The 415-nt window shown below is 41.4% G+C and carries 1 pseudogene; it reads left to right on the forward strand.

Features of this window, described 5'->3' with window-relative positions:
• Positions 1 to 196, forward strand: a pseudogene (locus J7R10_RS09050) (UDP-N-acetylglucosamine 1-carboxyvinyltransferase); the annotation flags it as partial.
• Positions 197 to 415 lie beyond the last annotated feature (219 nt).

Here is a 415-nt window from a genome sequence, read left to right on the forward strand (position 1 = left end):
CGGCGATATGAAAACAGGAGCGTTTCCCGAGTTCCCAACAGAACGTCAATCACAAGTCAGGACCCTGATGACTCGGATGCACAGAAGCGCTCAAATCGCCGGAACAATTTTCGAAAAACTTTTCATTCAGGTGCACGAACTGATTCGTTTGAAAGCTCAGACCACGCTCCTTGGACTATCCTCTTTTTTTTTTTAAACGACCCGCCCCCCACCGAGTTCTACTCTTCCCCCACACACGCCCATCGCCCGGCGTAATCAAGATGCCGAGACTAAAAATAATACAAAAAGTTAAAAAAATTTTCAGGAATTTGAAAAAAAGCTTACAGTTATAAAATTTTAAAAAAAACAAAAAACATAAAAGCACGATAATTTAGTCCAAGAATGTTGGTTAAATCTTCTCCCAGACCAGCTACTG

It is taken from the genome of Bartonella vinsonii subsp. berkhoffii ATCC 51672 (genome assembly GCF_902825225.1).
Classification (GTDB): Bacteria; Pseudomonadota; Alphaproteobacteria; order Rhizobiales; family Rhizobiaceae; genus Bartonella; species Bartonella berkhoffii.